The sequence below is a fragment of the Streptomyces lomondensis genome (genome assembly GCF_014651035.1).
In the GTDB taxonomy this organism is placed as follows: Bacteria; Actinomycetota; Actinomycetes; order Streptomycetales; family Streptomycetaceae; genus Streptomyces; species Streptomyces lomondensis.
The window spans coordinates 373,348-397,332 of sequence record NZ_BMWC01000008.1; the positions used below are offsets into that span (position 1 = coordinate 373,348).

19 protein-coding genes and 3 pseudogenes are annotated in these 23,985 nt (G+C 70.0%); 11 read left to right on the top strand and 11 right to left on the bottom strand.

Annotation, left to right across the window (positions count from 1 at the left end):
• Positions 1-46 precede the first annotated feature (46 nt).
• Entirely contained in the window at positions 47-439 is a 393-nt protein-coding gene (locus IE255_RS26795; protein ID WP_190052921.1) for a cupin domain-containing protein, read from the top strand.
• 433 nt (positions 440-872) lie between these two features.
• A pseudogene (locus IE255_RS26800) lies at positions 873-2,309 on the top strand (NHL repeat-containing protein); the annotation flags it as partial.
• Between the two features lie 12 nt (positions 2,310-2,321).
• Here IE255_RS26800 and IE255_RS26805 read toward each other — a convergent pair.
• The 4 genes from IE255_RS26805 to IE255_RS26820 form a co-directional block, all read right to left on the bottom strand.
• Positions 2,322-2,576, bottom strand: coding sequence for a DUF6458 family protein (locus tag IE255_RS26805; RefSeq protein ID WP_190052922.1), 255 nt, complete (start codon positions 2,574-2,576; stop codon positions 2,322-2,324).
• A gap of 86 nt (positions 2,577-2,662) precedes the next feature.
• Complete coding sequence (locus tag IE255_RS26810) at positions 2,663-3,961, bottom strand: M18 family aminopeptidase (RefSeq protein ID WP_190052923.1); 1,299 nt, start codon at positions 3,959-3,961, stop codon at positions 2,663-2,665.
• A gap of 73 nt (positions 3,962-4,034) precedes the next feature.
• Positions 4,035-5,861, bottom strand: coding sequence for an acyl-CoA dehydrogenase (locus tag IE255_RS26815; protein WP_190052924.1), 1,827 nt, complete (start codon positions 5,859-5,861; stop codon positions 4,035-4,037).
• A 135-nt stretch (positions 5,862-5,996) separates the two neighbouring features.
• On the bottom strand, positions 5,997-6,818 hold the full coding sequence (locus tag IE255_RS26820; RefSeq protein WP_190052925.1) for an intradiol ring-cleavage dioxygenase: 822 nt from the start codon (positions 6,816-6,818) through the stop codon (positions 5,997-5,999).
• Between the two features lie 131 nt (positions 6,819-6,949).
• Here IE255_RS26820 and IE255_RS26825 point away from each other — a divergent pair, with 131 nt between their 5' ends.
• On the top strand, positions 6,950-7,417 hold the full coding sequence (locus IE255_RS26825; protein WP_114254205.1) for an SseB family protein: 468 nt from the start codon (positions 6,950-6,952) through the stop codon (positions 7,415-7,417).
• A gap of 2 nt (positions 7,418-7,419) precedes the next feature.
• Here the strand turns inward: IE255_RS26825 and IE255_RS26830 are convergent, their stop codons facing one another.
• On the bottom strand, positions 7,420-8,157 hold the full coding sequence (locus tag IE255_RS26830; protein WP_190052926.1) for a TetR/AcrR family transcriptional regulator C-terminal domain-containing protein: 738 nt from the start codon (positions 8,155-8,157) through the stop codon (positions 7,420-7,422).
• A gap of 132 nt (positions 8,158-8,289) precedes the next feature.
• On the opposite strand from IE255_RS26830, the gene IE255_RS26835 reads away from it, so the two are divergent.
• From IE255_RS26835 to IE255_RS26845, 3 genes and pseudogenes are all read left to right on the top strand, one after another.
• A complete protein-coding gene (locus IE255_RS26835; RefSeq protein WP_190052927.1) occupies positions 8,290-9,789 on the top strand; it encodes an MFS transporter in 1,500 nt (499 codons plus the stop codon).
• 155 nt (positions 9,790-9,944) lie between these two features.
• Positions 9,945-10,658: pseudogene (locus IE255_RS26840) on the top strand (pirin family protein); the annotation flags it as partial.
• An 83-nt stretch (positions 10,659-10,741) separates the two neighbouring features.
• Positions 10,742-11,830: an AI-2E family transporter gene (locus IE255_RS26845; protein ID WP_190052928.1), complete on the top strand. Its 1,089-nt coding sequence runs from the start codon at positions 10,742-10,744 to the stop codon at positions 11,828-11,830.
• 12 nt (positions 11,831-11,842) lie between these two features.
• On the opposite strand, the gene IE255_RS26850 is transcribed toward IE255_RS26845, so the two are convergent.
• Entirely contained in the window at positions 11,843-13,981 is a 2,139-nt protein-coding gene (locus IE255_RS26850; protein ID WP_190052929.1) for an ATP-binding SpoIIE family protein phosphatase, read from the bottom strand.
• 167 nt (positions 13,982-14,148) lie between these two features.
• Here IE255_RS26850 and aspS point away from each other — a divergent pair, with 167 nt between their 5' ends.
• From aspS to IE255_RS26865, 3 genes are all read left to right on the top strand, one after another.
• Positions 14,149-15,912 (top strand): aspartate--tRNA ligase, encoded by a 1,764-nt coding sequence (aspS, locus tag IE255_RS26855; protein ID WP_190052930.1) that lies wholly within the window; start codon positions 14,149-14,151, stop codon positions 15,910-15,912.
• Between the two features lie 117 nt (positions 15,913-16,029).
• Positions 16,030-16,989, top strand: coding sequence for an intradiol ring-cleavage dioxygenase (locus IE255_RS26860; RefSeq protein ID WP_190052931.1), 960 nt, complete (start codon positions 16,030-16,032; stop codon positions 16,987-16,989).
• A 160-nt stretch (positions 16,990-17,149) separates the two neighbouring features.
• The gene (locus tag IE255_RS26865; protein WP_190052932.1) at positions 17,150-18,505 is read left to right on the top strand and encodes an MFS transporter; all 1,356 of its coding nucleotides are present in this window, start codon (positions 17,150-17,152) and stop codon (positions 18,503-18,505) included.
• A 15-nt stretch (positions 18,506-18,520) separates the two neighbouring features.
• On the opposite strand, the gene IE255_RS26870 is transcribed toward IE255_RS26865, so the two are convergent.
• The 3 genes from IE255_RS26870 to IE255_RS26880 all read right to left on the bottom strand — a co-directional run bounded on the left by IE255_RS26870 (position 18,521) and on the right by IE255_RS26880 (position 20,490).
• On the bottom strand, positions 18,521-18,703 hold the full coding sequence (locus IE255_RS26870) for a hypothetical protein (RefSeq protein WP_190052933.1): 183 nt from the start codon (positions 18,701-18,703) through the stop codon (positions 18,521-18,523).
• A 219-nt stretch (positions 18,704-18,922) separates the two neighbouring features.
• Positions 18,923-19,531 carry a Uma2 family endonuclease gene (locus IE255_RS26875; RefSeq protein ID WP_190052934.1) on the bottom strand — a complete coding sequence of 203 codons (609 nt, stop codon included), beginning with the start codon at positions 19,529-19,531 and terminating at the stop codon, positions 18,923-18,925.
• A gap of 47 nt (positions 19,532-19,578) precedes the next feature.
• Positions 19,579-20,490 (bottom strand): helix-turn-helix domain-containing protein, encoded by a 912-nt coding sequence (locus IE255_RS26880; RefSeq protein ID WP_190052935.1) that lies wholly within the window; start codon positions 20,488-20,490, stop codon positions 19,579-19,581.
• 404 nt (positions 20,491-20,894) lie between these two features.
• Between IE255_RS26880 and IE255_RS26885 the strand changes: the two are divergent.
• Positions 20,895-21,653, top strand: a pseudogene (locus IE255_RS26885) (DUF5753 domain-containing protein); the annotation flags it as partial.
• Entirely contained in the window at positions 21,650-21,859 is a 210-nt protein-coding gene (locus IE255_RS26890) for a DUF397 domain-containing protein (RefSeq protein WP_190052936.1), read from the top strand. The pseudogene IE255_RS26885 and the gene IE255_RS26890, both read left to right, overlap by 4 nt.
• A 5-nt stretch (positions 21,860-21,864) precedes the next feature.
• On the opposite strand, the gene IE255_RS26895 is transcribed toward IE255_RS26890, so the two are convergent.
• Positions 21,865-22,230: a PH domain-containing protein gene (locus IE255_RS26895; RefSeq protein ID WP_059417055.1), complete on the bottom strand. Its 366-nt coding sequence runs from the start codon at positions 22,228-22,230 to the stop codon at positions 21,865-21,867.
• Positions 22,231-22,356: 126 nt separating this feature from the next.
• Positions 22,357-23,973 carry a methionine--tRNA ligase gene (gene metG / locus IE255_RS26900; protein WP_190052937.1) on the bottom strand — a complete coding sequence of 539 codons (1,617 nt, stop codon included), beginning with the start codon at positions 23,971-23,973 and terminating at the stop codon, positions 22,357-22,359.
• Between the last annotated feature and the right edge of the window lie 12 nt (positions 23,974-23,985).

Sequence of the window (23,985 nt, forward strand, 5' to 3'; positions counted from 1 at the left end):
TTCCTAGCACTCGCACGACCCGTACGGCACCCCGCAGGATCACCTCATGACCAAGGAACCCGTCTCCCTCGCCCACGCCCTGGCCTCCTTCTCCGAGCAGTGGAGCCCCCGCATCGTCACCGCCGTCAACGACTACGACGTCCGGATCGCGAAGGTCGAGGGCGAGCACCTCTGGCACGTCCATGACGACACCGACGAGTTCTTCCTCGTCCTCGACGGCGAACTGCACATCGGCCTGCGCGAGCCGGCCGGAGAGCGCACGGTCGTGCTCCCCAAGGGCAGCGTCTTCACCGTCCCGCGCGGCACCGAGCACAAGCCGTACGCCCCCGTCCCGACCGCGATCCTCGTAATCGAGCCCACCGGCACCCTCACGGTCGGCGACCGCCACGACGAGATCCCGGACCATGTCGAAGCCACGACGGGGCACGCCCTGCGGTGACTGTCAGTGCCGGATGACACCCTGGACGCATGAACCACTCCGCACCCCGACGCGTCCGCGTCCGCGCCCCCGAGCTGACCGGCAGGGGCGGCTGGCTGAACACGGGCGAGGGCGAGTTAGCTCGATCGTGTGATGGCCCGCTCGCGAGCTTGCGGCGCACTGGGCCGACCGGGTTAACGTGATCGTGCGATCTGGGACGCCGGGCACGGCGCCAGCGCGCGGAGCCCCCGCTCCACCAGAGCGATGGTCCGGGGCCTCTCCGTCGCCTCTGGCCGCGTCCATCAGGCCAGGTCGCGCAGGGAACTGGCCTCCCGGGATCGGACCACGCACAGGATGCGTGTCGCCGCCCTGGGGTCGAGTACGCCGGGGACCAGTGCGCCCAAGACCGTTCGGGGCGTGCGGCTGAACAGGCTTACTCCTGCTCAGTCTTCAGGAACGGTACGTCGTCGCCCAGCACGCCGGTGAGGGGCATGTGCACGCCATCGAGCGGCTCGTGGCGGAGCTGGAGGCCGAGCACGCGGCGAAGGGCACGCTGCGGCGCGGTGACGGGCCGTACGTGGCGCCCGAGCCGGAGCCGACGGTGCTGCGCTTCCCGGGGAAGGCCCTGCTGCTGCCGGGTGGGACCTTCCTGGTGAGCGACACCACCCGGCACCAGCTGGCGGAGCTCGCCGCGGACGGGGAGAGCGTCGTCCGGCGGATCGGCTCGGGTGCGCGCGGATTCGCCGACGGCTCCGCCGGAACGGCCCGCTTCAACGAGCCGCAGGGGCTCGCCCTCCTCGACGACGGCTCGGTGGTCGTCGCCGACACCGTCAACCACGCGCTGCGGCGTCTGGACCTCGCCACCGGCGAGGTCACCACCCTCGCCGGCACGGGCCGCCAGTGGTGGCAGGGCTCACCCACCTCGGGCCCGGCCCGCGAGGTCGACCTCTCCTCCCCCTGGGACGTGGCCTGGTGGCGGGGCAGGGTGTGGATCGCCATGGCCGGCGTCCACCAGCTGTGGGCGTACGACCCGGCCGAGGGGACGGTCGCGGTCACGGCCGGCACGACCAACGAGGGGCTGGTGGACGGGCCCGGCGCCGAGTCCTGGTTCGCGCAGCCCTCCGGCCTCGCGGCGACGCCCGACCGGCTCTGGCTCGCGGACTCCGAGACGTCCGCCCTGCGCTGGGTGGAGCCGGACGGCTCCGTCCACACCGCCGTCGGCACCGGCCTGTTCGACTTCGGCCACCGGGACGGCGCCGCCGAACAGGCCCTGCTCCAGCACCCGCTGGGCGTCACGGCCCTGCCGGACGGCTCGGTCGCGGTCAGCGACACCTACAACCACGCCCTGCGCCGCTACGACCCGGCGACCGGCGAGGTGACGACCCTGGCCACGGACCTGCGCGAGCCCAGCGACGCGGTGCTCGCCGGCGACGACATCGTGGTCGTGGAGTCGGCCCGGCACCGGCTGACCCGGCTGCGGCTGCCGGAGGAGGCGGTGAAGGTGCCCGAGGTTGCCCACCGCACGCGGCGCGAGGCCACCGAAGTCGCCCCCGGGCGGCTCCGGTTGGACGTCGTCTTCCAGGCCCCCGCGGGCCAGAAGCTCGACACCCGGTACGGCCCCTCCACCCGCCTGCTCGTCTCCGCCACCCCGCCGGAGCTGCTGCGCAGCGGCGAGGGCGCGGGAACCGAGCTGTCCCGCGCCCTCGAACTCGACCCCTCCGTGCCGGAGGGTGTGCTGCACGTCTCCGCGATGGCCGCCTCCTGCGACGACGATCCGTCGAACGAGTATCCGGCGTGTCACGTCCACCAGCAGGACTGGGGCGTCCCCGTCCGCCTCACGGAGACCGGGACGGACCGGCTTCCCCTGGTGCTGGCCGGGATGGACGCCTGATCGTCCGGGGCGTCACACCCCGTATCCGTCGCTGTAGCCGTCCCGGCGGTGGTGGACCGCCGGGTCCTCGACGACGCCGGGCGTCGTCGGTGGCACCACCACACGACGGCGCCGGGCGATGCTGCTGAAGGTCGTGACGCCGATCAGTCCGACGATCATCAAGATGACGCCGACCAGATCGAGGTTGACCCCCTGCATGTCCCAGTCGGTCGCGAACGTGAGGATGGCTCCCACGGCGATGAGAATGATGCATCCGCCGAGGCCCATGAGTGTCGCCTCCCTGTACGGTCCGGTCGTTCCGGTCCGCACACCGGGTACCCCGGCGGGGAACACCCATGCGGCGGTGGCCTGTTCTACGCCTCCAGGAACGCGGCCAGCGCGTTGGCCAGCAGGAACGGGTCGTCGGCGCCGCACAGTTCGCGCGCGCTGTGCATCGACAGGATGGCCACGCCGATGTCGACGGTCCTGATGCCGTGCCGGGCGGCCGTGATCGGGCCGATCGTGGTGCCGCAGGGCATGGAGTTGTTCGAGACGAAGGACTGGAAGGGCACGTCGGCCGCCTCGCAGGCCGCCGTGAACTCCGCGCGGCCCGAACCGTCCGTGGCGTAGCGGTTGTTGACGTTGACCTTGAGGATGGGGCCGCCGTTGACGCGCGGGTGGTGCGTCGGGTCGTGCCGCTCCGCGTAGTTGGGGTGGACGGCGTGGCCCGTGTCGGAGGACAGGCAGACCGTGCCGGCGAAGGCGCGGGCCCGGTCCTCGTAGGAGCCGCCGCGCGCGTACACCGAGCGCTCCAGCACATTGCCGAGCAGCGGCCCGTCCGCGCCCGTGTCCGACTGGGAGCCGTTCTCCTCGTGGTCGAAGGCGGCCAGGACCGGGATGGACGTCGGCTTGGCCGCCCCGGAGGCCACGGCCGCGAGGGCCGCCGTGCCGGCGTGCACGGACAGCAGGTTGTCCATGCGGGGGCCGGCCAGCAGCTCACGGTCGCGGCCCAGGTAGGCGGGCGGTTCCACGGAGTGCGTCATCAGGTCCCAGCCGGTGACCTCGCCCGCCGGGATGCCGGCCGTCTCCTCCAGGAACGCGATCAGGTCGCCGTCGCGTACGTCGTGGCCCAGGCCCCAGACCGGCTGCATGTGCCGCTGCTTGTCGAGCTTGAGGCCGTCGGCCGTCACCGAGCGGTCCAGGTGGATCGCGAGCTGCGGGACGCGCAGCAGCGGGCGGTCGACGTTGACCAGGCGCGTCGAGCCGTCGCGCAGGGTCAGCCGGCCCGCGAGGCCCAGGTCGCGGTCCAGCCAGGAGTTGAGCAGGGGTCCGCCGTAGATCTCGACGGCCACCTGGCGCCAGCCGTGCGCCCCGCTGTCGGGGAGCGGCTTGACGCGCAGGTTGGGGGAGTCGGTGTGGGCGCCGATGATCCGGAACGGCGTGTGCGGCGCGGCCCCCTCCGGCACGTACCAGGCGACGATCGCGCCGCCGCGCAGCACGTACTTGCCGCCACGGGTCCCGTCCCAGGCGTCCGTCTCCGCGACCTGCTTGAAGCCGGCCTTCTCCAGCCGCTCGGCGGCGTTCGCCACGGCGTGGTACGGCGACGGGCTGGCCGCCAGGAAGGTCATGAGGTCGTCGGTGTGGCCGCGGTCGAAGCGGGCTGGTTCGCTCATGGGTTCACCTTAACGACGGACGAGGGCCTGTTCCCGTTGAAGGGAACAGGCCCTCGAACAGAGGACGTGAGGATCAGAACGCGGCCTCGTCCAGCTCCATCAGGTCCAGCTCGACGCCCTCGGCGACCTTGCGGGCCAGCGTGACGCCGGGCAGGACGTTGGCGGCGAAGAACTTCGCCGCGGCGATCTTGCCGGTGTAGAAGGCCTTGTCCTTGGCGGAGGCGGTCTCCAGCTTCTCGGCGGCGATCGCGGCGCCCTTGAGCAGCAGGTAGCCGACGACGACGTCACCGGAGGCCATCAGCAGGCGGGTGGTGTTGAGCCCGACCTTGTAGATGTTCTTGACGTCCTGCTCGGTGGCCGCGAGGTCGGTGAGCATCAGGCCGACGATGGCCTCCAGCTCGACGGCGGCCTTGGCGAGGTGCTCGCGGGCCCCGGCCAGCTCCTCGCCGCCGGTGCCGAGGGCGAGGAACTTCTTGATGTCCTCGGCGAGGGAGTTCAGCGCGGCGCCCTGGTTGCGGACGATCTTCCGGAAGAAGAAGTCCTGGCCCTGGATGGCCGTGGTGCCCTCGTAGAGGGTGTCGATCTTGGAGTCCCGGATGTACTGCTCGATCGGGTACTCCTGGAGGAAGCCGGAGCCGCCGAAGGTCTGGAGCGACTGGGCGAGCTGCTCGTAGCCCTTCTCGGAGCCGTAGCCCTTGACGATGGGCAGGAGCAGGTCGTTCAGCGCGTGCTCGGTGGCGGCGTCCTCGCCGGCGGCCTCCTTGATCTGGATCGCGTCCTGGATCGAGGCGGTGTACATCACCAGGGCGCGCATGCCCTCCGCGTACGCCTTCTGCGTCATCAGCGAGCGGCGCACGTCCGGGTGGTGCGTGATGGTGACCTTGGGCGCGGTCTTGTCCATGAAGTTGGCCAGATCCGGGCCCTGGACGCGCTCCTTGGCGTACTCCAGCGCGTTCAGGTAGCCCGTGGACAGCGTGGAGATCGCCTTCGTGCCGACCATCATGCGGGCGAACTCGATGATGCGGAACATCTGGCGGATGCCGTCGTGCTTGTCGCCGATCAGCCAGCCCTTGGCGGGGTGCTGGTCGCCGAAGGTCATCTCGCAGGTGTTGGAGGCCTTCAGGCCCATCTTGTGCTCGACGTTCGTGGCGTAGACGCCGTTGCGCTCGCCCAGCTCGCCGGTCTCGAAGTCGAAGAGGTACTTCGGGACGAGGAAGAGGGACAGGCCCTTGGTGCCGGGGCCGGCGCCCTCGGGGCGGGCCAGCACGTAGTGGAGGATGTTCTCCGACATGTCGTGCTCACCGGAGGTGATGAAGCGCTTCACGCCCTCGATGTGCCAGGAGCCGTCCTCCTGCTGCACGGCCTTGGCGCGGCCGGCGCCCACGTCGGAGCCCGCGTCGGGCTCGGTGAGCACCATCGTGGAGCCCCACTGCTTCTCCGTGGCGATCTTGGCTATGTGCTTCTGGACCTCGTTGCCCTCTTCGAAGAGGATGCCGGCGAAGGCCGGGCCCGAGGAGTACATCCACACGGCCGGGTTGGCGCCCAGGATCAGCTCGGCGTACGCCCAGATCAGGGAGCGGGGCGAGGTCGTACCGCCGATCTCCTCGGGCAGGCCGAGGCGCCAGTACTCGGAGTCCATGAAGGCCTGGTAGCTCTTCTTGAAGGACGCCGGGACCGGCGCGGTGTTGGTCTCCGGGTCGAAGACCGGCGGGTTGCGGTCGGCGTCGGCGAAGGACTCCGCCAGCTCGTTCTCCGAGAGGCGCGTCAGCTCCTCCAGGATGCTCTTCGCGGTCTCGACGTCCATCTCCTCGAACGGGCCGGTGCCGTACACCTTGTCGCGCCCGAGTACTTCGAAGAGATTGAACTCGATGTCGCGGAGATTCGACTTGTAGTGCCCCATGGCGACGGCTCCCGGCTCCGTAGAGAGATCGGCGAGGCACTGGATCCTCGCGCTAGTTCACGTACCAACAAGTAGCTCCGATGATGCTACCCGCCGGTAATAAGAAGCAACCCCGATCTCGTCATCTGTGACAGGTCACACCGGAACGGTCAGTGTCGCGGTGTAGCCCTGCCCGACGCTGCCCCGCACCGTCGCCATCTGCTGTGCGTGGCTGTCGCTGAAGATATTGTCCGTCTCCAGGGAGAGGCTGCTCAGGTTCCGCACGCTCGCGTCGTAGCCGTCCGTGGCGTACACCGTGTCGCAGACGTCCTTCGGGAACGCGAGCTGCGAGGTGTTCGTGATGGACGTGGCCGCCGTGGCGTCGGCCAGGCTGCCGTAGACCTCGAAGTGGATGTGCGGCCAGCGTCCCTGGTAGCAGCCGGGGAAGATGCTCGTGAAGGTGACCTGCCCCTTGTCGTCCGTCTCCTGGACGCCCCGCAGGTAGTTCTCGTCGGTGACGCCCTCGGAGTACAGGGAGTAGTTGCCCTCCCGGTCGCAGTGCCAGAGGTAGACGGCGGCCCCCTTCTTGGGGGTGCCGCAGCCGGAGGCCGCGTCCACCACCGTCAACGTGATCGTCAGGGGCACGCCCTCGGCGGTGCCGCCCGCGGAGTCGCCGAAGCTCTTCGTGATGTCGCCGCGCACGACACCGCTCTCCTTCAGGACGTTCACGCCGTTGGAGCCGTCGCCGGGGAAGGGGCCGGCCGTCTCCTCGGGGATCTCCGCGCAGGCGGCGGACGACGAGGAGGAGGACGAGGCCGACGCGGACGACGGGGTCTGCTCCTGCGAAGTGCAGCCCACCAGCGGTATCAGGCTCGCGCCGGCCATCAGCCGGATCATCCGGCGGCGGGCGAGGACGGGAAGGTCGTAGGAGAGGCCTCGGTCGTGCTCGTGCGGGCCGTCGTCGTGGCGTTCGGTCATGTTCCGACGCTATGAGCCGTGGCTGTGCCGATCCATAGCCGCGGCTGTCAAGTGGCTGTCGAGTCACTGTCGGTTCCCCGTCACCGCCGTACGGCACCGTCCGCCCGGCCGCTCTCGGTACGCTTGCGCCCATGTACGGCTACGACCAGACAGCGGGCGCGCAGCAGCAGTACGCCCCTCCGCAGCAGCCGATGTCCGGCGGGTACGGGCAGCAGCCGCCGCTGTACCCCGAGCCGTCCCCGCCCTCGCTCGCGGACGCGGTCCGGGCCTTCACCACGGGGCAGATGGCCGCCGAGGACTTCCAGCAGGTCTTCGCGACGTCGAAGGTCTACTGCCCGCGCGGCGACAACCCCGGCTTCCTCGCCCTGCACAACACCCAGCAGCCGGTGATCCCGATGTTCACCACGCTCAAGGAGCTGCGCCGGTACGCGGGCAAGGAGTCCAAGTACTTCGTGATCACCGGCGCCGAGGTGCTGGACCTGCTGCCCACCGGCTACGGCTTCGTCCTCGACATGGAGGGCGAGCACCGGATGGTGTTCGACGCGAAGGCCGTGGAGCAGATGGTCGAGTTCGCGATGCGCCGCATGTATGGCGGCTGACCCTACTTCGCGAGGCGCAGCGCCAGGCCGTCCAGGACGACCTCCAGCCCGTAGGTGAACTTGTCGTCGCGGAGCTTCGCGGGGTCGGCGGCCTGTGCGCTGGTCTCGGGGCCGGCGGCCGCCAGGTGGTCGTAGTCGGCCGAGACCTGCTGGGCCGTGGGCAGCAGGCGCGCGACGAACTCGGACTCCGTCTCGCCCGAGCGGGCGACCGTGGTGAGCCACGCGGCCTCCGTGGTGGACATGCCGATGACGTACGAGAAGACGGTGTCGATCGCCCGGCTCGGCTCGGGGAATCCCGCGGCCGTGAAGAGGGCCGCCAGCCGCTCCGAGAAGCTCATGTAGTTCGGCCCGAGGTAGGCGAGCCCGGCCTGCCCCAGTACCAGCGTCAGCCACGGATGCCGTAGCGCCGTCGTACGGAAGGACCCGGCCGCCTCGGTCACCGCCGCGCGCCAGTCCGGGCTGTCGGACGGCGGGACGTGGATCTCGGCGGCGACCTCGTCCACCGCGAGCTCCATCAGCTCGTCCTTCGTGGCGACGTGCCGGTACAGCGAGGTCGCGCCGGCGTTCAGGCGGGCGCCCAGCTTGCGCATGCTGAGCGCCTCGATGCCCTCGGCGTCGAGCATCGCGATGGCCTCGCGGACGATCGCGTCCCGGCTGAGCGCGGGCTGGTCGGTACGGCGCTGCTCGCGGGCCCATACGGACGGGATCCGGGTCTTCTCCGTGCCCTTGCTCCTGCTCATCGGCGCTCCTCCTGGCTTCGTGCGAACGGCGTGCGCAATCAGCGTACAGAACTCAGCGGTTGCGCACACTGTTCCGCTGTGCGTACAGTGTGCGCATCGAAGGAACGGTGTTCGCGGGAGGGGAATCTCAAAATGGACGCTCGTCATCCACGCCGCTGGTGGATCCTGATCGTGCTCTGCCTGAGCACGCTCGTGCTGGTCGTCGACAACATGGCGCTGACGGTCGCGGTGCCCGCGCTCACCGAGGACCTCGGGGCGAGCGCCCAGGACATGCAGTGGATCCTCGACTCCTACACCCTGGTCTTCGCCGGGCTGCTGCTGACCTCCGGCAGCCTGGGGGACCGGTTCGGGCGCCGGAAGGTGATGCTGATCGGCCTGCTGCTGTTCGGGGCGGCTTCGCTGGGGGCGGTGTTCTGCTCCAGTCCGGGTGAGCTGATCGCGGTGCGGATCGCGATGGGCGTCGGCGGGGCGCTGATCATGCCGTCCACGCTGTCGATCCTGATCACCGTCTTCGACGAGGACGAGCGGCCCAAGGCGATGGCGGCGTGGGGCTCGGTGTCGATGCTGGGGCTGGTCGGCAGCCCGGTGCTGGGTGGTGTGCTGATCGACCACTTCGCCTGGCAGGCGATCTTCCTGATCAACGTGCCGATCGTCGGTCTCGCGCTGCTGGCCGGTGTGCTGCTGATGCCGGAGTCGAAGGCGCCGTGGCAGAAGCCGGACCCGCTGGGCGCGGTGCTGTCGGCGGTGGGCATGACGGCCCTGGTGTGGTGGATCATCGAGATCCCGCAGCACGGCGCCTTCGAGGGCCGTTCCCTGCTCGTCCTGGCCGTCGCGGTGGTCGCCCTGGTCGGCTTCGTGATCTGGCAGAACGTCACCTCCGCGCCGATGGTCCCGCTGGTGCTGTTCCGGCACCGCGACTTCAGCGGCGGCTCGCTCTCCCTGGCCCTCGTCCAGATCGGCAACGCCGGCCTGCTGCTGGTCCTGACCCAGTACCTGCAGTTCGTGCTCGGCTGGTCCGCGGTCAAGGCGGGCCTGGCCTTCCTGCCGCTGGCCGTGGCCGCGCTGGCCGGCAACGCGGCCGGGGCGCAGCTCGCCGTGAAGACCGGCAACCGGCTGGTGATCCTCAGTGGGATGCTGCTGATGGCCGTCTCCTTCGGGCTGCTGACCACGCTCACCGCCGACAGCGGGTTCACCGTCCCGGCCGTGGCGCTGGGGATCCTGGGCCTGGGTGCCGGTCTGGCGATGCCGGCCGCGGTGGCCGCGCTGATGGGCACCATCCCGGAGGAGAAGGCGGGCGTCGGGTCGGCCCTCAACGACACCATCCAGCAGTCCGGCACCGCCCTCGGCATCGCGATCCTCGGCTCCCTGCTCTCCGGCGGCTACGCGGACGAGATGCCGGCCGGCGCCCCCGAGCAGGCCAGGGAGTCCATCGGCGGGGCCCTGGCCGTGGCGGGCGGCGACTCGGGCCTGGTGCGGGCGGCCCGGGAGGCCTTCACCGCCTCGATGTCGACGACCTTCACGATCAGCGCGATCGGCGTCCTGGCCGCGGCCGTCGTCGCCACGCTGGTGATGCGGGGCCGCACGGCGGAGCCCGCCGGGGACGCGAGCGAGGAGCGCGAGCTGGTCGCCTGACCAGGACGGACGAAGGCCGGTGCCCCCGGGGTGCCGGCCTTCGTCCGTTCCGGGGCCGGATCCTCCGTCCGCCGGGAATGCCCTCCCGGGTTTCTCTGTTGGGGGTGGCAGAAAGTTCAACGCTCAACTAAACTGGGCGTACACGAGGAGGAACCACGTACATCATCGACGGGATCTTCGACCACCAGGACTCCAACGGCGGTGGCGGAACCATCACCAACGGGGACACCCAGTGGATGACCGCGGGCTCGGGCCTCCTGCACATCGAGGCGCCACCCGAGCACCTCGTCATGTCCGGCGGGCTCTTCCACGGTCTCCAGCTGTGGGTGAACCTCCCGGCCCGGGACAAGATGATGGCCCCGCGCTACCAGGACATCCGCGGCGGCTCGGTCCAGCTGCTCACCACCCCCGACGGCGGCGCGCTGCTCCGCGTCATCGCCGGTGAGCTGGACGGCCACCAGGGCCCCGGCATCACGCACACGCCGATCACGATGATCCACGCGACGCTGGCGCCGGGTGCGGAGCTGACCCTGCCGTGGCGCGAGGACTTCAACGGCCTGGCGTACGTGCTGGCCGGGCGCGGCAGCGTCGGCGCCGAGCGCCGGCCGGTCCACATGGGCCAGACCGCCGTCTTCGGCGCCGGCTCCTCGCTGACCGTCCGCGCGGACGAGAAGCAGGACTCCCACACGCCGGACCTGGAGGTCGTCCTGCTCGGCGGGCAGCCGATCCGCGAGCCGATGGCCCACTACGGCCCGTTCGTGATGAACACCAAGGACGAGCTCATGCAGGCCTTCGAGGACTTCCAGAAGGGCCGGCTGGGCACCGTCCCGGCCGTCCATGGGATGACTGAGGGCGGGCCGCAGGGCTGACGCGGCAGGTGGGGCTGACGCTCCGTCACCCGGGCGGGCCGTCCTGACGGGACGGTCCGCCCGGGGCGTGTTCGGGTGGAGGCGTGCAGGTCTCCAAGCCGCCCCCTCCCGCCCCCGGGCCGCCCCTCCCGGACCCCCTCCGGCGCCTCGCCGCCTGGTGTGCGCTCCTCCTGCTCGTCTCCGGAGTCGTCTACGTCGGGATCCGGCTGTGCGACGAGTTCCGGACCGCCGTCGTGCCCGTGCTGCTCGCGCTGCTCGGGACGGCGCTGCTCCGGCCGCTGCACCGGCGGCTCGTGACGGCCGGGGTGCACCGCTCGGTCGCGGCCGCGCTCACCTGTGTCGCCGTCGTCGCCGTGGTCGGCGGGGCCGTGTACATCGTGGTCGCCGCGCTCATCGACACGGGCGACGAGATCGTCGCCTCGCTCAGACAGGCCGCGCGCGGCGTCTCCGAGCACTTCGGGGCGGCCGGGACCTCGCTGGACGACATCGCCTCCAACGCCCGGGAGCTGCTGGGCCGGTTCGGCGGTACGGCCGCCTCCGGCGTGATCAGCGGGGTCAGCGTGGTCGGCGAGTCCCTCGCCATGGCCGTGCTCGCGCTGCTGCTGGTCTTCTTCTTCCTGCGCGACTCCGACAAGGCGTCCGGCACGCTGCGGGCCCTGTCCCCGCGCGGCTCGGCCGACACCCTGGAGGCCATGGCGCGGCGGGCGTTCCACGCCGTCGAGGGGTTCATGCGCGGCACCACCTTCATCGCCCTCATCGACGCCCTCTGCATCACCGTCGGGCTGCTCGTCCTCGACGTGCCCGGGGCGGCCGGGCTGGGGGCGCTGGTCTTCGTCGGGGCGTACATCCCCTACCTCGGCGCCTTCATCTCGGGAGCCGTGGCCGTGCTCGTCGCGCTGGCCGACCGGGGGTTCGTCATCGCGCTGTGGGCGCTCGGGGTGGTGCTCGCCGTGCAGGTGCTGGAAGGGCACGTGCTCCAGCCGGTGATCCAGAGCCGGACCGTGCAGATGCACCCGGCGGTGGTGATGGTGGCGATCACGGCCGGGGCGTCGGTCGCCGGAGTCCTCGGCATGCTGCTGGCCGTGCCGCTCACCGCGGCCGCCTTCGGCGTGGTCCAGGAGCTGCGCGTCCGCTACGGCGACCAGGAGCCGGCGCCGGCCGAGAAGTCCTGACCCCTCACGGCACTACGGCGACCAGACGCCGTCGCCCGAGCCGTCCACCGACTCGTAGAGCTCGAACCAGATGCTCTTGCCCTCGCCGCGCGGATCCACCCCCCAGGTGTGCGCGAGCAGTTCGATCAGCACCAGGCCGCGGCCGGAGGACGCCAGCTCCCCGGGTCTGCGCTTGTGCGGCAGGTCGTCACCCGCGTCGGTGACCTCGATCCGCAGCCGCCGATCGCCCGGCTCGCCGGTCACCTCGACGACGAGCAGCGCGTCGGAGTCGGTGTGCACGAGGACGTTCGTCAGCATCTCGGACAGCAGCAGCACCGCCGAGTCGACCTGGTCCGGCCAGGCCCAGTCGTGCAGCAGCTCGCGCAGCTGCTGCCGGGCCACCGCGACCCGCTCGGGCTCGGCCTGCGCGACCGTCAGCACCGAGCGCCGCACCGGAGGCCGTACGGCCACGGCCTCACCGCAGCCGCAGCCCTCGCCGTCCCGGCACAGCAGCAGCATCGCGATGTCGTCCTCGCGGCGGTCGGCCAGCGGGCCGGTGGTGTGGTGCGAGGACGGCCCGTGCACGGCCTGCACCAGGGTGTCGGCGAGCTCCTCCAGATCGCCCTTGTGCTCCTCCAGGATCGCCCGCAGCCGCCGCCAGCCGGTGTCCAGGTCGTGGCCGCCGGTCTCGATCAGGCCGTCCGTGCAGATCAGCATCGTCTCGCCGGACTCCAGGGCGAGCCGGGTCGTCGGGTAGTCGGCGTCCGGGTCGATGCCCAGCGGCAGACCGCCCGAGGTCGGCCGCGTCAGCACCGTGCCGTCGGCCATCCGGATCGCCGGGTCCGGGTGCCCGGCACGGGCGATGTCCAGCACCCCCGTCGCCGGGTCGACCTCGACGTAGACGCAGGTCGCGAAGCGCGGGTCGGCCGGGTCCTCGTCGCTGATGCCGTGCAGGAAGCGGGAGGCGCGGGACAGCACCGCGTCCGGCCGGTGGCCCTCCGAGGCGTAGGCCCGCAGGGCGATGCGGAGCTGGCCCATCAGACCCGCCGCCCGCACGTCATGGCCCTGGACGTCCCCGATGACCAGCGCGAACCGTCCGCTCGGCAGCGGGATCACGTCGTACCAGTCGCCGCCGACCTGGAGCCCGCCGCCGGTGGGGACGTAGCGGGCGGCGACGCTCATGCCCGGGATGCGCTGCGGGCCGAGCCTCGGCAGCATCGTGCGCTGGAGCCCGTCGGTCAGGGCCCGCTCGCTCTCGGCCACGCCCGCCCGGGTCAGGGCCTGGGCCAGCATCCGCGCCACCGTCGCCAGCACGGACCGCTCGTCCGGCGTGAACGCGACCGGGTAGGCGAAGGCGGCCATCCAGGCGCCCATCGTGCGGCCGGCCACGGTCAGCGGCAGGAACGCCCAGGACCGGCGGCCGAACCGCTCGGCGAGCGGCCAGGTCAGCGGATAGCGGGCCTTGTACTGTTCGGCGGAGGACAGATACACGGCCCGGCCGGTCCGGGCCACCTCGGCGGCCGGGTAGTCCGTGTCCAGCGGCATGTCCGAGAACGGGTTCTCGTCGCCCTGCTGCTGCCCGTGGTGGCCGATGACCGTCAGCCGGTCGCCCTCCACGCCGAACACCGCGAGACCGTCCGGCGAGAACCCCGGCATCGACAGGTTGGCCGTGACCCGCAGGACCTCCTGCGTGGAGCGCGCCTCCGCCAGCGCCCGGCCCGCGTCCAGCAGGAACGCCTCCCGCGAGCGCCGCCAGTCGCCCGTGACCGCGCTGCGCCCGGCCGGGGTGCCCGGCGTCGGCTCGGTGACCTCCTGGAGGGTGCCGATCAGCCGGTACGCCTTGCGGGCCCGGTCGAAGGACGGCTTGGAGCGGCTGCGGACCACCCGGACGACCCGGCCCTGCTCGTCCATGATCCGGATCCGCACCTCGGCGAGGGTGCCCTCGGAGACGGCGAGCTGGACCACGCCGGTGATCTCGTTCCAGTCGACCGGGTGCAGCCGGGCCCGGGCCTGGGCCTCCGTGAGGCTGACCTGCTCGGCGGGCAGCCCGAGCAACCGTGCCGCCTCGGCGTCGACCGTGACCAGCCCGGTGGCGGTGTCCCAGTGCCACAGGCCGGTCGCGAGGGCGGCGAGAGCCTCCCCCACGGCGGGCAGGGGCTCGCCAGTGCGCATTGCCCTACTTTAAGAAGAGTCGATCGAACACTGCCACCGAAAGCGGAACCGTGCTCGATCGTTACCCGTGGAGAACTAGGGAGAGCCGATCTTCGCCTGCCCGGTACGCTGGGGACCAGTTTCACGTGAAACACAGACCCCGATCAGCGAAGACTGGATGAACGACGATGCATCGGTACAGGTCCCACACCTGCGGCGAGCTCCGCTCCTCTGACGTCGGCACCGACGTCCGGCTGAGTGGCTGGCTGCACAATCGGCGCGACCTGGGCGGCATCCTCTTCATCGATCTGCGCGACCACTACGGCATCACGCAGCTCGTGGCCCGTCCCGGCACCCCCGCCTACGAGGCCCTCGACAAGCTCTCCAAGGAGTCGACCGTCCGCGTCGACGGCAAGGTCGTCTCCCGGGGCGCCGAGAACATCAACCCCGAGCTGCCGACCGGTGAGGTCGAGGTCGAGGTCGGCGAGGTCGAGCTGCTCGGCGCCGCCGCCCCGCTGCCGTTCACGATCAACACCGAGGACGGGGTCAACGAGGAGCGGCGCCTGGAGTACCGCTTCCTGGACCTGCGCCGCGAGCGCATGCACCGCAACATCATGCTGCGCACGGCGGTCATCTCCGCCATCCGCCACAAGATGACGGCCCTCGGCTTCAACGAGATGGCGACGCCGATCCTGTCCGCGACCTCCCCCGAGGGCGCCCGCGACTTCGTCGTCCCGTCCCGCCTGCACCCGGGCAAGTTCTACGCCCTCCCCCAGGCGCCCCAGCAGTTCAAGCAGCTGCTGATGATCTCCGGCTTCGACCGCTACTTCCAGATCGCGCCCTGCTTCCGCGACGAGGACGCGCGCGCCGACCGCTCGCCGGGCGAGTTCTACCAGCTCGACATCGAGATGAGCTTCGTCGAGCAGGAGGACGTCTTCCAGCCCGTCGAGAAGCTGATGACGGAGCTGTTCGAGGAGTTCGGGGGCGGCCGCCACGTCACCTCGCCGTTCCCACGGATCCCCTTCCGCGAGGCGATGCTGAAGTACGGCTCCGACAAGCCCGACCTGCGCGCCAAGCTCGAACTCGTCGACATCACCGACATCTTCGAGGGCTCGGAGTTCAAGGCGTTCGCCGGCAAGCACGTCCGTGCCCTGCCGGTGCCGGACGTCTCGGGCCAGCCGCGCAAGTTCTTCGACCAGCTGGGTGACTACGCCGTCTCCCAGGGCGCCAAGGGCCTGGCCTGGGTCCGCGTCGCCGAGGACGGCTCGCTGTCCGGCCCGATCGCGAAGTTCCTCACCGAGGAGAACGTCGCCGAGCTGACCAAGCGCCTGTCGCTGGCGGCCGGCCACGCGGTCTTCTTCGGCGCGGGCGAGTTCGACGAGGTCTCCAAGATCATGGGCGCGGTGCGGGTGGAAGCCGCCAAGCGCGCCGGGCACTTCGAGGAGGGCGTCTTCCGGTTCTGCTGGATCGTCGACTTCCCGATGTACGAGAAGGACGAGGAGACCGGCGCGATCGACTTCTCGCACAACCCCTTCTCGATGCCGCAGGGCGGCCTGGAGGCCCTGGAGACCCAGGACCCGCTGGACATCCTCGGCTGGCAGTACGACATCGTCTGCAACGGCGTCGAGCTGTCCTCCGGCGCGATCCGGAACCACGAGCCGGAGATCATGCTCAAGGCCTTCGAGATCGCCGGATACGACCGCGACACGGTCGAGGAGAAGTTCGCCGGCATGCTGCGCGCCTTCCGCTTCGGCGCCCCGCCGCACGGCGGCATCGCCCCGGGCGTCGACCGCATCGTGATGCTGCTCGCCGACGAGCCCAACATCCGCGAGACCATCGCCTTCCCGCTCAACGGCAACGCCCAGGACCTGATGATGGGCGCGCCGACGGAGCTGGAGGAGGCGCGGCTGAAGGAGCTGCACCTGTCGGTGCGCAAGCCGCAGCCGAAGTAGGCGACCTGTAGGGAGTGGCTCGGAACCGGCGCCGGTTCCGAGCCACTTTCGTACCCAGGGCTCCCACCCAGCTCTCGCCCAGGCTCCTGACAGGCGGGCTCCCTAGCTTCCCTTCCCATGACGGGACAGGAAACGGCCCACGGGCCGAAACACAAGCGGGATCTGACACGCCGCAAGGTCATCGCCGCGGGCGCCGGCGCGGTGGTGGCGGCGGGCGTCGGAGGGACGTTCGCGGCGGGCGCGTTCGCCGGGGAGAAGACTGCGGACACGAACGGGAAGACCGCCGGCGAGGTCTGCTACAAGCTGACCTCCGAGACCACGGAGGGCCCCTACTACATCGACGCCGACAAGCTCCGCCGGGACGTCACCGAGGACCAGGAGGGCATCCCGCTCACCCTGCGCCTGAAGGTGATCGACTCCGAGACGTGCAGGCCCCTCGCTAACGCCGCCGTCGACATCTGGCACTGCAACGCGCTGGGCGTGTACTCCGGGTACGAGGCGATGGGCAGCGGCGGGGGCGGAGGCGGCGGGGGCGGTACACCGCCCTCCGGGACACTGACCGGCACTCCCACGGGTACGCCCACGGGTGCGCCTCCCGGAGGCGGCGGGGGCGGCCACGAGGAGCCCACCGACGACGAGCGCTATCTGCGCGGCACCTGGCGGACGGACAAGAAGGGCGAGGTCGTGTTCCGCACGGTCTTCCCCGGCTGGTACCAGGGCCGCTGCGTGCACATCCACACCAAGGTGCACGTCAACGGCACCTGGACCGACGCGGGCTACGAGGGCGGCACGACCTGCCACACCGGCCAGCTCTTCTTCGATGAGGAGTCCGTACTGGCCTCCGCCGAGGTCGAGCCGTACTCCACCAACAGCACGACCCGCACCACCCTGGACGAGGACACCATTTACCCGGGCAACGGCACCGAGGGCGGTCTGCTGACGCTGAAGTACAAGAAGGGCGCCATCGCCCGGGGCGTCGTCGCCACCCTCACCATGGGGGTCGACCCGGAGGCGACGCACGACGGCACGGACGGCTCGGTCCAGCCGGGCGCGTCGGCCTCGGCGTCCACGGCCTGACGGAGGTCTGCGGGGCGGACGCATACAGGCCGTCCGCCCCGCATTCACATATATGTACTTCTACTCAACCCGTTGACCCAGAACCGGAGCCTCCCTAAGGTCCCTTCGAGAACGCGTACGTGATCTCTGTTCATGTACGTGTACAGCAAGGGAGACAACGATGTCAGAAGCCGCGACAGCCATACCCGAGGCCGAGCAGCGTGCGGTCAGTAAATTCCTGCGCCGCATGCTGCCGATCCTGGTCCTGATGCTGCTGGTCAACCAGATGGACCGGACGAACGTGGGCTTCGTCCAGGACGAGTTGCGGGCCGACGTCGGAGTGAGCGCCACGGCCTACGGGCTCGGCGCGGGCCTGTTCTTCATCGGCTACGCGTTGTTCGAGGTGCCGAGCAACATGTGGCTGGAGCGGTTCGGTGCCCGGATCTGGCTGACCCGGATCATGATCACCTGGGGTGCGGTGATCGTGGCGATGTGCTTCATCCACAACGTGTGGATGTTCTACGCCCTGCGCTTCCTGCTCGGTGTCGCGGAGGCGGGCTTCTTCCCCGGTGTGCTCCTGTACTTCACCCAGTGGCTGCCGGACTCCAGCCGGGGCCGGGCGAGTGCGATCTTCCTCGGCGGCTCGGCCACGGCGTACATCGTGACCGGCCCGATCACCGGCGCGCTGCTGGAGCTGCACGGCGCGGGCGGCATCGCCGGCTGGCGGTGGATGTTCGCGCTGGAGGGGGCCTTCTCCATCCTGGTCGGCTTCGTCGCCGGGTTCTTCCTCGTCTCCCGGATCCAGGACGCCAAGTGGCTCACGCAGGAGGAGAAGGACGCGCTGAGCGAGGCGGTGGCCCGGGACCAGGAGGCGCGGGACCGGGCGCCGTCGGTGTCGCGATGGAAGCTGATCTTCCATCCGCAGGTGGCGGTGCTGACCGCGGTCTTCTTCGCGATGGCGCTCACCGGTTACGCGATTACGTTCTGGCTGCCGAGCCTGGTGGAGGAGATCGGCGGACTGTCGCCCTTCCAGATCGGGCTGCTGTCGGCGATCCCGTGGATCTGCGCGGTGATCGCGATGTACACGATGAGCCACTTCACGGACCGGGCCCCGGACCGCCGCCCCTACCTGGCGATCGCCCTGGTCCTCTCCGCGACCGGCACGTTCCTGGCGACTCTGGGATCCCCCTGGTTCGGCCTCGCCGCCCTCACGTTGGCCGCGGTCGGCGGCAAGTGCGCGGCGACTCTTTTCTGGCCGATGGCCCAGTCGGGCCTGGACCTGAAGATCGCGGCACCGGGGCTGGCCCTGGTCAACTCCATCGGCAACCTGGGCGGGTTCGTGTCACCGACCCTCTTCGGCTACCTGAAGGACACGACGGGCAGTACGAACGGGGGGCTGTACACGTTGTCGGCGGCTTCTGTGCTGGCGGTGGTGGGGGTGGCGTTTGTACGGCATACGAACCGGGGGGCGCAGGCGGGGCCTGGCGGTAAGACCGCGGCAGTGACGGGGGAGCCTGTTGTGGGGGAGGCGCGCTGAGCGGCGCCCGGCGCCTCAGGGCCCGAGCCCTTGCGAGGACTCGGGCCGTGCGGCGAACAGTTCCCTGGCGTCCGTGACGGTGAGGGCAAGGTCCAGATAGTCGGTGAGGGCTTTGAGATCGGTGCGGGTGGTGAGGAAGCCGTCGATCTCGTCGGAGACGGATACGTCGCGCTGCTCCAAGACCCGCAGAATGGCCACGGCCAAGCCCTCCGCGTAACCATGGGCCCAGCCGGCCGCGTGGTCGTCGGTCCAGCTGCCGAGCCGGGCGCGCGTCTCGCTTCAGCCGCTGTCTCCGCGTCCATCAGCACAGGCTATGGCGAGGGAGAGAGGAGGGCCGGGGCTTGGGAGACGATCACTCGATCAGGGACGTTCGGTGCGGGTGCCTCGCCCGGAGGTGATGCGGTTCCGGGTGGCTCACTACTGCTCCCTGGTCCCGCCTTCGTAGCGTGGGAGATCCTCGCTGGAGATCGTCCAGTCGGCGATGGTGACGTCCTCGCCGTAGACGAAGTCCTTGCGGGTGGCGTAGCGGGGGCCGTCGGGGGTGGCGTGGATGTCGCTGAGGACGGTTCCGGTGCCGGTGCGCGGGTCGAAGATCGCGTATACGGGGATGCCCATCAGGGGGTAGTCGCGCATCTTGGTGACCCAGTCGTTGTCCGGGTTGGAGCGCGAGATGATCTCCACTGCGGCGACGAGCGACCGGGGGTCGAAGGAGCCCTCTCCTTCCATGTCCGCCTCGGCGATCACCATCACGTCGGGTCGGCGCATGATGCCCTCGGGCTCGTCCTCCACGTCGGGCTCACCCGTGTGGGCAACGATCTCGGCCGGCATCACCTTTTCCAGACGCCTCCGGACGCGCAGCACGGTGAGTTCGTGCGGCTTCATGGGCGACATCATGTCGAGGACGATTCCTTCCTTGGTGATCTCGAACTTGCCGGGGAGGTTGTCGTCCGCCGACTGAACGAAATCCCGCATGACCCGGTACAGCTGGGAGGCGCCCTGCCGCGCGTTCTCCGGGGCGATAGTCATGGCGCTCGCTCCTCGTCGTCTGTGCCCAGGGGCAAGGATCGTCCCGTTCATGCTAGGCGGCCTCCGGCGAGAACGGATCGGCAGTCGCGGCAGCGGCCGGGGGCCGGGGCGCGGAAGGGTCGGTCGCAGCCGTCACAGGTCTGGAAGGGGTGTCTGGGCTCCGGGGCCGTTGGCGCCGGTGGCCGGACGGGTGGCAGGGGTGGCAGCTGTGCGGTGAGGCGGTGGGCCAGGAAGGCGGCCGGGCGGCGCAGGGGCTCTGGTGGCAGGTCGCTGGTCAGGGCGTGGCGTACGGCGGTGGGGGTGAGGTCCCGTTCGAGCCAGGCGGCGACGCCCGGCGCGAGGTGTTCGGCGTCGGTGGCGGAGAGGAGTAGGCGGGGGTCCGCTCGGCGGAGGCCTGCGAGGACTTCGGTGGCTGTCTGGAGGAGAGCGGGAGAGATGTACGCGGGTTTCGGTACGGCGGGGAGGGCGCGGCGGCGTGCGGGTTCCTGGTGCGCGGCGGTGGTGGCGCGGCGGGCCGGGGGCCTGGGCGGTGCCCCGTCGGACGTGGCCCGGTCGCGTCGGCGGCCCGGCTGGTTGCAGGAGACGGTGCGGGTGACGATTCGGCCGGCCGGCGTGCGTTCGCGGGTGCGGTGCAGGTAGCCGTGGGTCTCCAGCTCGCGCAGGGCGGCTGCGATGCGGGTGGGGCCCTCGGGGAAGCGGGCGGCGAGGGACTTGATGTCGACACTGGCGCCGGTGGGCAGTGACTGGATGTGGCAGGCCAGTCCGATCGCGAGGAGCGACAGGTCCGGGTGCTGGGTGAGGTGGTTGCCGATCACCGTGAACCGGGAGGTGTGGCGGGTGTTGTCGTGGATGACGCCGCCGCCCGGGTGGGCGTGCCCGTTGGTGTGCCGGTGCGGGTGGTTTTTGCCGCTGTTTCGGGACTGGGCGTGCGGGCGCACGCTAGTGTCTTGGGTGTCCATCGGGAAGGTTGCTGCTTCCTTGGTGGTCAGGCCCTCGCATTGGGATGCCAGTCCCGGCGAGGGCCGTTGCATGTCTGGGGTTGTTCGTGCCGCTTGGTGTTGCGCTGAGCGTAGGGCAGGCAACCGGTGCGGAATCCAGCTCAGTTGGCGATGTTCACTCGCGGGAGTGAGCGTGCGCCGTGGGCGGGAGGGGTGGGGCTTGGTGCGGTTTCTTTCCCTCTCGTGTTCCTTGGGGAAGACCGCCGACGGCACCGGAGCACACGCGGTCGCGCTCCGGTCTTGCAGGGGGACGGGTGGACATTTCCTGGTTCTCGTCACTGAGCGTGGCGGTGCGCTTACCTTTGCGGCACGGCGGTACGAAGGAGGGTGCGGCATGTCGGTGGACGGCGAGGCGCGACAGCTCAAGGACGAGGAGTGAGGCGGTGGGGATGCGGGCTGCCGAGTTCGGGACGGCGGTCGGGTACGGGGAGGACCTTGTCTACAAGGTCGAGGGCGGGAAGCGGATCCCTCGGCAGGAGTACCTGGACAGGGCCGACGAGGTGTTGGGAGCGGGTGGGCTCATCGCGGCGGCTTGGGAGGACGTGAAGAAGGTCCGGTATCCGAAGAAGGTTCGGGAGCTGGGCAAGTTGGAGGCCAAGGCGATCGAGATCGCTCTGTACGAATGCCACATCATCGCTGGGCTGCTGCAGACATCAGAGCACGCACGATCGGTGATCGGGGCAGCACAGCCGCCGTACTCGCCGGACGATGTGGAACGCATGGTGGCCGCTCGTCTGGCGCGCCAGTCGGTTTTCGAGCGCTCGCCCGCACCAGCGCTCAGCTTCGTCCTGGAAGAGGGGGTCCTGCGGCGCCCCATCGGGGGCACAATGGTGTGGCGTCAGCAGCTTGAACGTCTGCTGGAGGTGGGGCGGTTGCACAACGTCGTGCTTCAGGTGATGCCGATGAACTGTGACACCCATTCCGGCCTGGACGGCAGGATCGAGCTGCTGAAGTTTCCGGACGGTACGGCCGTGGGGCGCTCGGATGGTGCCTTCAATGGTCGGCCGGTCTCCGAACCCAAACACCTGCGCATCCTTGAGCTGCGGTATGGCACCATCCGGGCTCAGGCGCTCTCTCCACGGGAGTCGCTGGCCTTCATCGAGCAACTGCTGGGAGAGACATGATCCGCAAAACCACTGCCGGGGACAGCTGTGAGCTGGCGTGGTTCAAGAGCAGCTACAGCGGCGGCAACGACGGAAACTCCTGCGTTGAACTTGCCTTCACCCCCGGCACCGTGCATGTTCGCGACTCCAAGGACGTCTCAGGCCCCCGTCTGGCGATCACGCCCGGTGCGTGGGCGGACTTCGTGCCTTACGCCGTGAAAAGCTGACGCCTCTACCTCGCCACGAACTGGGTCAGGATGGCCTGGACCTCGTAGATGTCGACGCCCTTGGTGAAGGTTTTCTCGATGGGGGTCGGGGTGCCGGAGATCCAGATCTTCAGTTCGGCGTCGAGGTCGAACGTGCCGGCCGTCTCCACCGCGAAGTGGGTGATGCTGCGGTAGGGGACCGAGTGGTACTCGACCTTCTTGCCGGTGATGCCCTGTTTGTCGATCAGGATCAGGCGGCGGTCGGTGAAGAGGATGGTGTCGCGGATCAGCAGGAACGCGGCGTGGACCTGTTCGCCGTGGCCGAGGAGGCGGGCGTAGTCCTGCTGGGCGGAGGCCGGGTCTACGGTGTGGGCGTTGCCGAACAGTGCCATGGAAGGTCCCCCAGGTGTGTGGCGGCGGTTTTGTAGCCGCTTTCCCGCGATCTTCGCAAAGCGCGGGGCCCGGGAGAAGGTTCTCGTTCTCCCGGGCCCTGTGCTGTAGCGAGCGTGTTACCGCTGTTACGCGGTCGGCTTCTCCTCCAGGCGCGGGAAGAGGACCGCGCCCTTGGTGACCGTCGTGCCGGCGGGGAGCCTGCCCCACTCACCGGCCTCGCCGATCTTCTGCTCCGCGAGGGCGCCGAGGGAGGTCTCCGCGCCGAGCGAGTCCCAGAGCTTCTGGGAGGTCTCCGGCATCACCGGGTTGAGGAGGACCGCTACCGCGCGGAGGGACTCCGCGGCCGTGTAGAGGATCGTCGCGAGGCGGGCCTTGCCCTCGTCCGACGTGTCCTTCGCGACCTTCCAGGGCTCCTGCTCGGTGATGTAGCCGTTGACCTGCTTGACGAAGTCGAAGACCGCGAGGATGCCGCCCTGGAAGTCCAGGTCGTCGCCGATCCGGCGGTCCGCCTCCGTGACGGCCTTCCTGAGGCCCTCGTGGATCGCCGTCTCCGCCTCGCCGTCGGCCGTCGACGCCGGCAGCTCGCCGCCGAAGTACTTGCCGACCATCGCCGCGACGCGGGACGCCAGGTTGCCGTAGTCGTTCGCCAGCTCGCTGGTGTAGCGGGCCGAGAAGTCCTCCCAGGAGAAGGAGCCGTCCTGGCCGAAGGCGATCGCGCGCAGGAAGTACCAGCGGTACGCGTCCACGCCGAAGTGCGAGGTCAGGTCCTGCGGCTTGATGCCGGTCAGGTTCGACTTCGACATCTTCTCGCCGCCGACCATCAGCCAGCCGTTGGCCGCGATCTTGCCGGGGAGGGGGAGGCCCTGCGCCATCAGCATCGCGGGCCAGATCACCGCGTGGAAGCGGAGGATGTCCTTGCCGACCAGGTGGACGTCGGCCGGGAAGGTCTCCTCGAACTTGGCCTGGTTCTCGTTGTAGCCGACGGCCGTGGCGTAGTTCAGCAGCGCGTCGACCCACACGTAGATCACGTGCTTGTCGTCCCACGGGATCGGGATGCCCCAGTCGAACGTGGAACGGGAGATGGAGAGGTCCTGGAGGCCCTGGCGTACGAAGTTCACGACCTCGTTGCGCGCGGACTCGGGCTGGATGAAGCCGGGGTTCGCCTCGTAGTGGGCGAGGAGCTTCTCGCCGTACTCGCTCAGCTTGAAGAAGTAGTTCTCCTCGCTGAGGATCTCCACCGGCTTCTTGTGGATCGGGCAGAGCTTCTGACCTGCGAAGTCGCCCTCGCCGTCGAGGAGCTCGCCGGGGAGTTTGTACTCCTCGCAGCCGACGCAGTACGGGCCCTCGTAGCCGCCCTTGTAGATCTCGCCCTTGTCGTACAGGTCCTGGACGAACTCCTGGACGCGGTCCGTGTGCCGCTTCTGCGTGGTGCGGATGAAGTCGTCGTTCGCGATCTCCAGGTGCTCCCAGAGAGGCATCCACGCTTCGGTGACGAGTTTGTCGGCCCACGCCTGGGGGGTGAGCCCGTTGGCCTCGGCCGTGCGCATGATCTTCTGACCGTGCTCGTCCGTGCCGGTGAGGTACCACACCTTCTCGCCGCGCTGGCGGTGCCAGCGGGTGAGCACGTCGCCTGCGACGGTCGTATAGGCGTGGCCCAGGTGAGGAGCGTCGTTGACGTAGTAGATGGGGGTCGAGACGTAGTACGCCTTCGCCCCCTGCTTCTCGGATCCAGTGGCCGCCATGGTCGAAATCCT

What these genes read in the sequence shown, in the direction of transcription:
- IE255_RS26795 (WP_190052921.1), top strand. Translation starts at nt 47, where the DNA reads ATGACCAAGGAACCCGTCTCCCTCGCCCACGCCCTGGCCTCCTTCTCC.
- IE255_RS26805 (WP_190052922.1), bottom strand. Translation starts at nt 2,576, where the DNA reads ATGGGCCTCGGCGGATGCATCATTCTCATCGCCGTGGGAGCCATCCTC.
- IE255_RS26810 (WP_190052923.1), bottom strand. Translation starts at nt 3,961, where the DNA reads ATGAGCGAACCAGCCCGCTTCGACCGCGGCCACACCGACGACCTCATG.
- IE255_RS26815 (WP_190052924.1), bottom strand. Translation starts at nt 5,861, where the DNA reads ATGGGGCACTACAAGTCGAATCTCCGCGACATCGAGTTCAATCTCTTC.
- IE255_RS26820 (WP_190052925.1), bottom strand. Translation starts at nt 6,818, where the DNA reads ATGACCGAACGCCACGACGACGGCCCGCACGAGCACGACCGAGGCCTC.
- IE255_RS26825 (WP_114254205.1), top strand. Translation starts at nt 6,950, where the DNA reads ATGTACGGCTACGACCAGACAGCGGGCGCGCAGCAGCAGTACGCCCCT.
- IE255_RS26830 (WP_190052926.1), bottom strand. Translation starts at nt 8,157, where the DNA reads ATGAGCAGGAGCAAGGGCACGGAGAAGACCCGGATCCCGTCCGTATGG.
- IE255_RS26835 (WP_190052927.1), top strand. Translation starts at nt 8,290, where the DNA reads ATGGACGCTCGTCATCCACGCCGCTGGTGGATCCTGATCGTGCTCTGC.
- IE255_RS26850 (WP_190052929.1), bottom strand. Translation starts at nt 13,981, where the DNA reads ATGCGCACTGGCGAGCCCCTGCCCGCCGTGGGGGAGGCTCTCGCCGCC.
- aspS (WP_190052930.1), top strand. Translation starts at nt 14,149, where the DNA reads ATGCATCGGTACAGGTCCCACACCTGCGGCGAGCTCCGCTCCTCTGAC.
- IE255_RS26860 (WP_190052931.1), top strand. Translation starts at nt 16,030, where the DNA reads ATGACGGGACAGGAAACGGCCCACGGGCCGAAACACAAGCGGGATCTG.
- IE255_RS26865 (WP_190052932.1), top strand. Translation starts at nt 17,150, where the DNA reads ATGTCAGAAGCCGCGACAGCCATACCCGAGGCCGAGCAGCGTGCGGTC.
- IE255_RS26875 (WP_190052934.1), bottom strand. Translation starts at nt 19,531, where the DNA reads ATGACTATCGCCCCGGAGAACGCGCGGCAGGGCGCCTCCCAGCTGTAC.
- IE255_RS26880 (WP_190052935.1), bottom strand. Translation starts at nt 20,490, where the DNA reads ATGGACACCCAAGACACTAGCGTGCGCCCGCACGCCCAGTCCCGAAAC.
- IE255_RS26890 (WP_190052936.1), top strand. Translation starts at nt 21,650, where the DNA reads ATGATCCGCAAAACCACTGCCGGGGACAGCTGTGAGCTGGCGTGGTTC.
- IE255_RS26895 (WP_059417055.1), bottom strand. Translation starts at nt 22,230, where the DNA reads ATGGCACTGTTCGGCAACGCCCACACCGTAGACCCGGCCTCCGCCCAG.
- metG (WP_190052937.1), bottom strand. Translation starts at nt 23,973, where the DNA reads ATGGCGGCCACTGGATCCGAGAAGCAGGGGGCGAAGGCGTACTACGTC.